10 protein-coding genes, 1 tRNA gene and 1 pseudogene are annotated in these 10,155 nt (G+C 64.3%); 6 read left to right on the top strand and 6 right to left on the bottom strand.

Features of this window, described 5'->3' with window-relative positions:
- Positions 1 to 81 precede the first annotated feature (81 nt).
- Together HWX62_RS09990 and HWX62_RS09995 are read left to right on the top strand one after the other, a co-directional pair.
- Positions 82 to 157, top strand: a tRNA-Thr gene (locus tag HWX62_RS09990).
- Between the two features lie 536 nt (positions 158 to 693).
- The gene (locus HWX62_RS09995; protein ID WP_006476609.1) at positions 694 to 948 is read left to right on the top strand and encodes a GlsB/YeaQ/YmgE family stress response membrane protein; all 255 of its coding nucleotides are present in this window, start codon (positions 694 to 696) and stop codon (positions 946 to 948) included.
- A gap of 79 nt (positions 949 to 1,027) precedes the next feature.
- Here HWX62_RS09995 and HWX62_RS33040 read toward each other — a convergent pair.
- The 3 genes and pseudogenes from HWX62_RS33040 to HWX62_RS10005 form a co-directional block, all read right to left on the bottom strand.
- Positions 1,028 to 1,165, bottom strand: a pseudogene (locus HWX62_RS33040) (TlpA family protein disulfide reductase); the annotation flags it as partial.
- Positions 1,166 to 1,176: 11 nt separating this feature from the next.
- Positions 1,177 to 3,540: a TonB-dependent receptor gene (locus HWX62_RS10000; protein ID WP_175929719.1), complete on the bottom strand. Its 2,364-nt coding sequence runs from the start codon at positions 3,538 to 3,540 to the stop codon at positions 1,177 to 1,179.
- A gap of 128 nt (positions 3,541 to 3,668) precedes the next feature.
- Complete coding sequence (locus HWX62_RS10005; RefSeq protein WP_175929720.1) at positions 3,669 to 4,058, bottom strand: DUF2946 domain-containing protein; 390 nt, start codon at positions 4,056 to 4,058, stop codon at positions 3,669 to 3,671.
- Between the two features lie 240 nt (positions 4,059 to 4,298).
- On the opposite strand from HWX62_RS10005, the gene HWX62_RS10010 reads away from it, so the two are divergent.
- On the top strand, positions 4,299 to 4,403 hold the full coding sequence (locus tag HWX62_RS10010; protein WP_162484450.1) for a chorismate mutase: 105 nt from the start codon (positions 4,299 to 4,301) through the stop codon (positions 4,401 to 4,403).
- 223 nt (positions 4,404 to 4,626) lie between these two features.
- Positions 4,627 to 5,220 carry a chorismate mutase gene (locus tag HWX62_RS10015; protein ID WP_175929721.1) on the top strand — a complete coding sequence of 198 codons (594 nt, stop codon included), beginning with the start codon at positions 4,627 to 4,629 and terminating at the stop codon, positions 5,218 to 5,220.
- A gap of 27 nt (positions 5,221 to 5,247) precedes the next feature.
- Here HWX62_RS10015 and HWX62_RS10020 read toward each other — a convergent pair whose 3' ends face one another.
- Together HWX62_RS10020 and HWX62_RS10025 are read right to left on the bottom strand one after the other, a co-directional pair.
- Positions 5,248 to 6,375, bottom strand: coding sequence for an exonuclease domain-containing protein (locus HWX62_RS10020; RefSeq protein WP_175929722.1), 1,128 nt, complete (start codon positions 6,373 to 6,375; stop codon positions 5,248 to 5,250).
- A gap of 142 nt (positions 6,376 to 6,517) precedes the next feature.
- Positions 6,518 to 6,721, bottom strand: coding sequence for a cold-shock protein (locus HWX62_RS10025; RefSeq protein ID WP_059499959.1), 204 nt, complete (start codon positions 6,719 to 6,721; stop codon positions 6,518 to 6,520).
- 393 nt (positions 6,722 to 7,114) lie between these two features.
- Between HWX62_RS10025 and HWX62_RS10030 the strand changes: the two genes are divergently transcribed.
- Both HWX62_RS10030 and HWX62_RS10035 read left to right on the top strand, forming a co-directional pair.
- Complete coding sequence (locus HWX62_RS10030) at positions 7,115 to 7,381, top strand: hypothetical protein (protein WP_175929723.1); 267 nt, start codon at positions 7,115 to 7,117, stop codon at positions 7,379 to 7,381.
- 496 nt (positions 7,382 to 7,877) lie between these two features.
- Entirely contained in the window at positions 7,878 to 9,032 is a 1,155-nt protein-coding gene (locus HWX62_RS10035; RefSeq protein ID WP_175985129.1) for a porin, read from the top strand.
- Between the two features lie 58 nt (positions 9,033 to 9,090).
- Here the strand turns inward: HWX62_RS10035 and HWX62_RS10040 are convergent.
- On the bottom strand, positions 9,091 to 10,155 hold a 1,065-nt coding region (locus tag HWX62_RS10040; protein ID WP_175985127.1), incomplete at its 5' end, for an IS4 family transposase.

The raw sequence follows: 10,155 nt of genomic DNA on the forward strand, positions 1-10,155 counted from the left end.
GCAGCCGCAGGAAGCTGAAAAAATTTCGCAAAACCTATTGCCAAGATCGCGGATTTCACCATATAATTTCATTTCTCTGCTGCCGGTGTAGCTCAGTTGGTAGAGCAGCGCATTCGTAATGCGAAGGTCGTAGGTTCGACTCCTATCTCCGGCACCAAGACATAAAGGTCTGACAAGCATCGCTTGTCAGACCTTTTCTCTTTCCGGCGCCGAAATTCTGAAGTCGTTCGGCGGCGCAGTGCACGATCTTCGCGTACGCATTCGGCCACCGCCGTGCCCTCCCCCACACCCATCTGTGCCACACGCCACACGGCGCCTCGGATCGGCAAAGCCGAAGCCCCCTTCGTCGTCCGTTTTGCGCTGTTGTCGATCGAAGCGGTCGACGATGCCGCGGACAAAACTACCCGCCGGCAACGACACACCGGCGATAACACGCCCGACCACCCGACTTCAGCCGCAACCCATCCATACACACTCATTTCACCGCGCATCGGGCGCGCACGAATCGTGCCGTAGGCAGACAAATTCCCTGGAAAATCTCCTTGAGGGTGCATAACATTACTTAACGATTCCGACCCGTCTATCGCGTTACATTGCGTGGGCGGTACGGTGGCCGCGGCCGCTTTCAACCAGCTTGCGGCATGCGACAGCCCGTGCCCGGTCATTTCGACTCAACCCAAGGAGAGGACCACCATGACTCATGGCTTGATTATGTGGCTCATCATCGGCGCGATCGCCGGCTGGCTTGCCGGATTGCTCGTGAAGGGCGGCGGCTTCGGGCTGATCGTCGACATCATCGTCGGGATCGTCGGCGCGGTGATCGGCGGCTGGCTGGCCGGTTTGCTCGGCATCAGTATCGGCAGCGGCTTCATCGGCTCGGTGATCGTCGCGGTCATCGGCGCGGTGATCCTGCTGTTCGTGATCCGGCTATTCAGGCGAGCGGCCTGACGTTTCTCTCCACGCGCCTTCGGGCGCGTTTTTGCATCGGGCCGGCGCGCGGCCCGCTCGCCGCGCGCCGGCCGCTTCGTCAGCGCTTCGCGTGCTGCAACCGCCCGTCGAACGCGTCGGCCGTCAGCCATCCGCGGCGCGCTTCACGCCCACCATCGCGCCCGATCGATACGGTGCGCGGCCGCTCCCCCCTCCATCGCGCATCGAGCGCCGCTCGCGGCCACGAGTTCACAGCGACCATTTCAGTTCTCCATAGAAAGTGCGGCCCGGATACGGGTGGAACGTGTAGTAGCGGCGATCCGTCAGGTTGTCGATGCCGGCCGACGCGCTCCAGTGACGATCGAAGCGGTAGCGCGCCTTCAGATCGACGACCGTAAACGAGCTCGTGCCGCCGTACACGTCCGGATTCACGTCGCTGTTGTCGAGCGTGTTGAACTGGCGGCCCGAGTAGCGCACGCCGACGCTCGCCAGCCAGTGCTCGTCGAAGCGATACGACGCGAGCAGGTTCGCGCGCATGCGCGGAATGCGCGGAAAACGCGAACCGACGTAGGCCGGATTCGCGGCATCGGCGAGAATCTGCGCGTTGCTCGCCGATACGTTCGCGTCGACGTCGAGCCCGCGCAGCCCGACGTTTTCGCCGCTGAACGCGAGTTCGACCCCGCGCACGCGCACTCGGTCGACGTTCGAGATGTTCGTGACGGTGGTCGCGCCCGACACCGTCGTCTGGCTGTAGATCGAATCGCGCAGGTCGCTCTGGAACACGCTGGCGCGCACGACGCCGACGCCCACGTCGCGTTCGGCCGTGAAATCCCAGTCGATCGCCTTTTCCGGCCTCAGGTTCGGGTTGTTGTTGACGATCGCGTTGTTCGAAATCGTGCCCTGGAACAGTTCACCGACCGTCGGGAACCGCGTGCCGGTCGCGAACGACAGCCGGAAGCGCCAGACCTCGGTCGCGTCCCATTGCAGCGCGACTTTCGGCGACAGCGCGTTCGCGCCGCGGTCCGCGTAGCCGAGCGTACCGCTCGCATTGCCGAGCGCGCCGCCATATGCATCCCAGCGCTCGTAGCGCAGCCCGAGCGTCGCGAGCCAGCCCGGCGCGAAGCGCCACGCGTCCTGCCCGAACAGCGCCTGCGTGCGCGTGTCGCCTCGATAGACGCTCGCGAGCGACGTGGTCGGCCCGGCCAGCCAGTCGGCCGTGTTGTACGTGACGTTGCGCAGGAAGTAGTTGTCGTAGTGATAGCCGAACGTGAACGTATGGCCTTTCACTTCCGGCGCCTCGGCCTTCAGGTCGAGCGTGCGCCAGCCGGTGCCGTCACCCTGGAACAGCGTGCCCGCCCCGCCCTGCACGGTCGAGGCCGCGCGCAGCACGTCGCGCGAGACGTCGTACGCCGACACGATGCCCGACAGCCGCCAGCCGGAATCGAGCCGGCCGTTCAACCCGAGCGCGTACAGCCAGTTCTCCTGGTCGCCGCGCTGCGGCGCGAATGCGTTCGGCGCGACGGTCATGTTGCGCCCGCCGATCGACACGTTGCCGCCGTAGACAGGATTGCCGGCCGCATCGCGCAGGAAGGTTTCGCCGTGCTGCCGGTAATGGTTTTCCCAATGCCCGAGCGTCAGTGTCGCATCGACGCGATCGGTGAACGCGTAGCCCATCCGGACCGTCTCGTTGAGCTGCTCGGTCCGCTCGATCGTCTGCGCGCCGACGATGGTCCGCGGCTTGCCGTTGGGTCCGATGTCGGTCGCGGCGCCCGTCACGGGTACGGCGGCGCCCAGTTTCGGGTTGTAGGCCGCATTGGGGCTCGCGTACTGCATCGGCTGGCCGTTGTTCTCCAGCCGGTCGAGCGACAGCGCGAACCAGAACCGGCCGACGCGATTCGCGATCCGCGCGGTCTGGTGATTGCCGCCGAAGCTGTCCGCGAACCCGTAGCCGTCGCGGTAACGCTGCGTGAAGAACTGCGTCGACAGCGACGCCTCGAGCCGTTCCGGGCGGCGCGTGGCGAGCAGCACGGTCGAGCCGATCGCGTTGCCCGGATACAGCGCGGAAAACGGGCCGTAGAGCACGTCGACGCGCGCGATATCGTCGGGCGGAACGAGCGACCAGCGCGGCGGGTACGCGTAGCTCGAACCGAGCAGGTTCGACAGCAGCACGCCGTCCGCATAGACGAGCCCGCGCGCGCTCTGCAGTTCGTTGAAGTCGCGGCCCGCGAAGATGCTGTTGCGGTCGCCGATATAGCGCTTGCGGACCATCAGGTTCGACGCGTATTTGAGCGCGTCCTCGGTGGTGACGTTGGTGTGTGCCTCGATCCGCTCGCGCGTGATCGACGTGACGACGGCCGGCGTATCCGGGTCGACCGGTTGCCGCTGTGCGCTCACGCTGACGGCGGACAGCGTCTCGCCTGCCGGTGCGGCCGATGCAGCGACACCGGCGGAAGCCGGCGCGGCGGGGGCGGGATGATCGACGCCTGCGCGGCGGGCGACCTCGGCACGTAGATCGTCGGCCGAAGCCGCGTGAGCGGCTGGCCATGCGAAAGCGGCCGCGCAGGCGAGCGCGAGCCGGCCGCGCGACGGCCGCGCGGCAAAGGTAGACGACATGAGTGAGTTCCTGAAAACGTGATCGGACGCCGCCGGACACGGGTGCGCGCGCCGCGCACGATCGATGCGACGCGCGGACCGGGGCCGCGAGCGGCTCGCGCGCCACCGGGGCGCGCGGACGACATCAATCAGACCGGAACGTTTTCAGGCGGGCCGCGCGGCTGCGCGAGACGGATGCCCTTGCGGCGCACATCGGGAATGACGGGCGCGGCCACGCGGTACGCGAACGTCCGCACGAAGCCCGGCATCGCGGGCAGGCTCGTGCCCAGCGCGAGGTTCGCCGCGAAGCCGGGGCAGTACACGCAATGCGGGACGCCGGCATGGTCGAACGACGACGTGTCGCGATCGTCGCCCGCTTGCGCGAGCACGACGTGACGCGCCCCCGCTGCACTGCACAACTCGAGCGTGAGCGCGCCGGAGCCGCTCGACGCGAGACGCGCGTAGCCGACGACCGGCGACAGTACGTTCAGTACCAGCGCCAGCCATACGAGGCCGATCCATCGCGTCGTTCGTCTCATCGCGGTCCAGGAAAAAGTGCGCGCAAGTATAACAAGCGGCCCGATTGTTGCCGATCGCGCAGCGTGCAATACCGGGCATCGCACCGCGCGCAGGAGCGCATGTGCCGTTAATACAACAGAGACAAAATCTAACGATTCGCCGCTGGCATAAATCCGAGCACGAGGTTGATAATCATTGAACCTGCTGGAGAAACGATCATGGACGAAAGACCGACTCGCATGCCACCGCCCGAGCAAGTGATGAGCCCGGATCCGGAACCCGTCGGCGTGGAATTCCTCGCCGAGTTGCCCGAGCACGTTCGGGCATTCTTCGACGAGCAGCACAAGCTGTACTCGCCGAAGTGAACGTCAGTTCGGTTCTGTAACCGCCACGTGTCGATCATCGCTATCGTGCGGTTCATCCGTGCGCCTCGCGCGCCGTTCGCCTCGCACCCGGGCCGCAACAGCCTGACGGTGCCGGATCAGCTCGCCTGCTGATTCTCCTGTCGCGACGTTACGCCGCGCGACTGTCTTCGTCTATCCTTCTCGTTTTCCACATCCGGCCCGCCCGGCTCTCCCGATCGTTCCGATGAAGCAAGCCATTCGTGCCAGCCTTGCCGCCGCCGCGTTCGGCGCCGCCCTCCTTTCGTCCGCGCCTAACGCCCATGCAGACGGCGACGACACCGCCCTCACCAACATCGTGGCGCTCGCGTCGCAGCGCCTCGCGCTCGCCGAACCCGTGGCGCGATGGAAATGGGCGAATCACAAGGCGATCGAAGACCAGCCGCGCGAAGCGGCACTGCTTGCGTCGGTCGAAAAGCGTGCCGTCCAGACCGGCGTCGATCCCGCGTTCGCCCGAACGTTCTTCGAGGATCAGATCGCGGCGAGCAAGGACGTGCAGAACGCGTTGTTCGCGACCTGGCGCACGACGCGGCCGCCGGAAGGCACGCCGCCAGATCTCGCGACCAGCACGCGGCCGGCACTCGACCGGCTGACGCAGAAGATGCTCGCCGGTCTCGCGCAGGTCGCCCCGCTTCGCGAGGCACCCGATTGCCAGGCGCGGCTCGCGCGCAGCATCGCGAGCTGGAAGACACTCACGCGCTACGATTCCATGCAGACGCAAGCGCTCGATACCGCGCTGTCGCACATCTGTTCCGCCGGCGGGGCCAGCGCGATCGGCTGACGCGGCGGGCGGATCACGTCGCGGCGCTCAGTCCGCCGGTGTCAGCGCCATGAGCGGAATCACCTGCAGACCGCGCGCGAGATGCGTCTGCAACAGCCGATGGGTGAAGGGTTCGAACGCACCGCCCGCCGCGTCGGCCACAAGCCGCGCGGCCGCGTCGAGCGATTCCGCCGAACCGAGATAGCACCAGCCGTCGATCACATGAAACAGGCGACGCTCGCCGTTCGCCTCGAACGCGACGGCGCCGTCGAACGGCCAGGGTGCACCGCCCGCGCGGGCGGCATCGGCCGCCGGGCGCCGGTTGTAAGACGGGCGCAACCGGGCGATCCATTGCGCTTCGGCGAGCATCGCCCCCAGCTCGTTGCCGGTCTCGCGCCATTCGACGCGCCGCACCTGCTGCGCCAGACGCATTTCCTTCGACGACCGGCGCTCGCCGGTCAGCAACGCGCGCAGCCGCTGCCGCACGCGCACGCTGCGGCCGACATACAGCGCTTCGTCACGCTCCCCGAACAGCGCATACGCGCCGCACCCTGCCGGCGCGGTATCCAGCCAGGCCTCGGTCAGATCGCCGCCCAGACGGAAGTGGCGCGTCGTCCGCGCGATCTGGTCGCGCAGCCGCTCGAGCGGCACGATGTCGTGCAACCGGCGCCAGAACTGCCAGAGCAGATCGGCATCGGCCAGCGCCCGGTGGCGCGCGGCCGGAACGAGCCCGTGCCGTTCGATCAACGCATCGAGCCCGTGCCGCGATTCGCGCGGAAACAGCGCGCGCGACAGCCGCACGGTACAGAGCACATCGGGATTGAAGGCGAGCCCGGCGCGCTCGAATTCGGCACGCAGGAAGCCGCGGTCGAAGCTCGCGTTGTGCGCGACGAACAGCTTGCCGTCGAGCCGCTCGAACAGCGCCGGCGCGAGCGACGCGAACGTCGGCGCATCGCGCACCATCGCGTCCGAGATACCCGTCAGTTGCTGGATGAACGGCGGGATCGCCTGCCCCGGATTGACGAGGCTCGTCCACGTCGACACGCCGAGCGGCCCGATTTCGACCACGCCGATTTCGGTGATGCGGTGGTCGGCGGACGAGCCGCCGGTGGTTTCAAGGTCGACGAAGACGAGCGGCTGTTCGCTGGCGGGATCGGACGGACGGGAATCGGACATGAAAAGGCTGGGGAAACGATGCTTTCGTGAGTATGCACCGGCATGCGTACTCGCGGCCAGCCCGGGCTGGACCGTTCCGTCCCCGGAAAACAAAAAGCCCCCGCGATGCGGGGGCCGGACGTGATCGGCAAGGCGTGGCGCGTCAGACCGCCTGGATATTCGCTGCCTGCTTGCCTTTCGGCCCGACTTTGACGTCGAACGAGACACGCTGGTTTTCCTTCAGCGTCTTGAAGCCTTCCATCCGGATTTCGGAAAAGTGCGCAAACAAATCTTCACCGCCATTGTCCGATGTAATAAAGCCAAAACCTTTAGCATCGTTAAACCATTTCACGATACCGGTATCCATGTCTTCGTTCCCCACTCGATAAGATCAAAATAGCTATTTTTATAGCCGTTACCCGAAATCCCGAAACATTGCGCCAGCACCCGCACCAGCACGCCGCCCGAGGACGGAGTGCTGACTTTATAAATTGGACAATCCGGGTGCGTCAAGAAAATTTTTGGCGCCCGTTTTAGCGAAAAGGTGCTAATACCGCTGGAATCGGTACACCATCCCCTTGATTAATATGATGCGGATCAAAAACCTGTCAATATTACCGGGATCGGATCATGAATAATCGCGACCATGAAATTCCTACCGGGGACGAATCGACTCGGTAAAATCCTCGGGTTTTTTCCGGGTTGCGGAAATCCGGGGACGTTGCGATCCTGAATCAACGCCGAAAGGAAGGAGAGGGTCATGTGGCTGGACGGAATCAAGCGCTTCGCGAGCCGGCTCGGACGCGTACGTCGCAAGTCCCGCGCCCTGGCCGAGTCCGCGCGCGAAGCGCCGTGCGATGCCGAATTCGATATGACGTGGCACGGCGATCATTGGCAGAACCTGCTCGCATCGCCGCTGGATGCCCGTCACTACGTGATGGAAGACTGGACCTACACGCCGCCGCCGATCGAAGCAGAAGATGCTGCGCCCGCGGGCAAGCGCAAGCGCCGCTCGTACACGCAGTAGTGCACCGGGCAGCGGGGCAAAAAAAAGCGCGACTGGGAAGTCGCGCCGACAAAGGTTTGGAGATCTTTTCCGTCAACGAAAAAGTCTGCTTCGGAAAGCAGAGATCGCAGTATAGCCAGAGAACTACCTTTCATTATCCATGCTCCACACAAACCTCTATTGCCGATGTGTCAATAATCGCGCTATGGCTGCCCCCGCCCGCTGCTGACCGTCTGTCGCAATCGCGCAACGCCCGCTACGCAGTCCTGATCACTATTTCCGTTCGCTGCGCCGCCGCAAATCCTTGTCCAGCAACCGTTTGCGCGATTCCGTCGATTTTTGCGGATTCCAAAATACATTATTTCTTAAAGCGGAAGCCGTCCCCGCTTCGCACACTCCGTACACTGCAGATGGCTTTCTGATAAGCGCCCTGCCGCTCTGCCGGATCGGCTACCGCTCAAGCACAACACGGCCAGTCCGTCGCAGGCTCGATCGACATCATCCTGTTTGGAGACAGATCCATGAAAAAACCCTGATCGTCACCGCGTTGTCGGGTGTATTCGTTACCGCAGCCCATGCTCAAAGCAGCGTTACGCTGTACGGCCTGATCGATGCCGGCATCACCTACACGAACAATCAGGGTGGCCACAGCTCATGGTCCGAACGCAGCGGCCAGATCAACGGCAGCCGCTGGGGCTTGCGCGGCACGGAAGATCTCGGCGGCGGCCTGAAAGCGATCTTCGTGCTGGAAAACGGCTTTAACATCGCCAACGGCACGCTCGGCCAAAATGGCCGCGAATTCGGCCGCCAGGCATTCGTCGGCCTGTCGCAGGACCAGTTTGGCTCCGTCACCCTTGGTCGCCAGTACGATAGCGTCGTCGACTACATCGGGCCGCTGTCGCTGACCGGCACGCAATTCGGCGGCACCCAGTTTGCCCACCCGTTCGACAACGACAACCTGAACAATTCGTTCCGGATCAATAACTCCGTCAAGTACACGAGCGTGAACTTCGGCGGCCTGAAGTTCGGCGCGTTGTACGGCTTCTCGAACAGCAGCCAGTTCTCGAACAATCGCGCCTACAGCGCGGGTGTGTCGTACAGCTACGCCGGCTTCAATATCGGCGCCGGCTACCTGCAGTTGAACAATGACATCTCGGGGCTCACGTCGGCTTCGGTCACCAACAGCGGCGGCGCGGTGGCAGGCGACAACACGTTCGTCGGCAAGCGTCAGCGCGTGTTCGGCGGCGGCCTGAACTACACGTTCGGCCCCGCAACGGCCGGCTTCGTGTTCACGCAAACGCGCGTGAACCGGGCGCTCGGCATCTCCGCGGGTGCGTCGGGCGTGTCGAGCGGCCTGGGTCTCGACGGCACGTTCGCCCGCTTCAACAACTACGAAGTGAACGCGCGCTACGCGCTCACGCCGGCCTTGTCGCTGGCCGGGTCGTACACGTACACCGCCGGTTTCCTGGACGGCCGCCATCCGGGCTGGAATCAGTTCAACCTGCAGACCGACTATGCGCTGTCCAAGCGGACCGACGTGTATGTGCAAGGCGTGTATCAGCGAGTCAGCACGGACGGCCTGGGCATCGGCGCCTATGTCAATGGCCTCGGCGGCGCTTCGTCGACCAACAAGCAGATCGCGGTGACCGCCGGCCTGCGTCATCGCTTCTGAGCCGCCGGCAACTTCGCCGTACACCGGAAGAAAAAGCGCCCCGATGGGGTAATGCCGTTCAGTTAAGGTTTTTCCGAAGATATCGAACGGAATAGCGAGCAGGACGGGACTTGACGGCCCGATCGCATTTGCGATCGGGCCGTTTTACATTGATGAGTAGCTTGAGGTGCTCGCGAAGTCGCTTGAGAACGGCGGGCAGCTTGGCAAAGGCAGGTGTGCGTGCGGCCCACATCATCTCGTGCTGGATGAGATGGAACGACCGAATGAAGCTCAGTTCGGTCGGTTCGCACTTGGCCTCAAAGGCCGCGCCGGCCATCTCGCGACGAATCAGGTTGTAGGCGATCAATGCCCCCCAGATTTCCTGGTAAATGCCTTCAACCGTTCGGCTGCGCAGCGTCAGCTCGCGCCCGAGCATCGATTGCTTGAGCTCGCGGTAGCTGGTTTCAACCTGCCAGCGGCGCTCATAGCAGGCGTCCAGATCGGCCATTTTGAAGCGGCGGCGGTCAGTCAGTGAAGTCAGCAGCACCCGCTCGCGGCCTGCCGCATCCAGTACGCGAATCGCGCGGGCCGTCCACCATTCGGGCAATTCAGGGCACTTCTTCCGTGCTTGTGGTGACACGCGCATGCGCACCAAAGCATCGTCAGGCTTGCCCGATATCACCTCCCACCGTGTATTGGACTTGGCCGGAATCAGGAAGTGGCGATTGCGCTCACCCGAGCTCAGGCCGCACAGAATTTCGGCGGACAGAAAGCCCTTGTCGAATACCGTCAACGAGTGATCCGGGATCTGCTCCAGCAGTTGCTTGGCATAGAGCATCTCATTCGTGTCGTAACGGCCGAACGCGATGTTGGCGACGAGATGGGTCGGAATCGAGGTCAGCGTCACGGCCCGCACCTGCGGGTAGCTAGCCACCTTACCGCTGGCATAGCCCTGAGCGCCGAAGTGCTCACGATTGGCGGGGCTGTCCGGGGTGCGCAGCGTGGCGCCATCCATAGCCCACAAGCTCAACCCTTTGAAGGCGTGGCGCGCACCATCTTGCTGGCACCAGGCTTGAGCGGTGCGTTCAAATAGCCAGGCCATGGGCGCATCGCCGAGCCTCTGTCGCGCTTGAGCGACGGCGCT

The organism is Burkholderia sp. BCC0506, assembly GCF_902833145.1.
Classification (GTDB): domain Bacteria; phylum Pseudomonadota; class Gammaproteobacteria; order Burkholderiales; family Burkholderiaceae; genus Burkholderia.

What these genes read in the sequence shown, in the direction of transcription:
- HWX62_RS10015 (WP_175929721.1), top strand. Translation starts at nt 4,627, where the DNA reads ATGAAGCAAGCCATTCGTGCCAGCCTTGCCGCCGCCGCGTTCGGCGCC.
- HWX62_RS10010 (WP_162484450.1), top strand. Translation starts at nt 4,299, where the DNA reads ATGAGCCCGGATCCGGAACCCGTCGGCGTGGAATTCCTCGCCGAGTTG.
- HWX62_RS09995 (WP_006476609.1), top strand. Translation starts at nt 694, where the DNA reads ATGACTCATGGCTTGATTATGTGGCTCATCATCGGCGCGATCGCCGGC.
- HWX62_RS10025 (WP_059499959.1), bottom strand. Translation starts at nt 6,721, where the DNA reads ATGGATACCGGTATCGTGAAATGGTTTAACGATGCTAAAGGTTTTGGC.
- HWX62_RS10030 (WP_175929723.1), top strand. Translation starts at nt 7,115, where the DNA reads ATGTGGCTGGACGGAATCAAGCGCTTCGCGAGCCGGCTCGGACGCGTA.
- HWX62_RS10020 (WP_175929722.1), bottom strand. Translation starts at nt 6,375, where the DNA reads ATGTCCGATTCCCGTCCGTCCGATCCCGCCAGCGAACAGCCGCTCGTC.
- HWX62_RS10005 (WP_175929720.1), bottom strand. Translation starts at nt 4,058, where the DNA reads ATGAGACGAACGACGCGATGGATCGGCCTCGTATGGCTGGCGCTGGTA.
- HWX62_RS10000 (WP_175929719.1), bottom strand. Translation starts at nt 3,540, where the DNA reads ATGTCGTCTACCTTTGCCGCGCGGCCGTCGCGCGGCCGGCTCGCGCTC.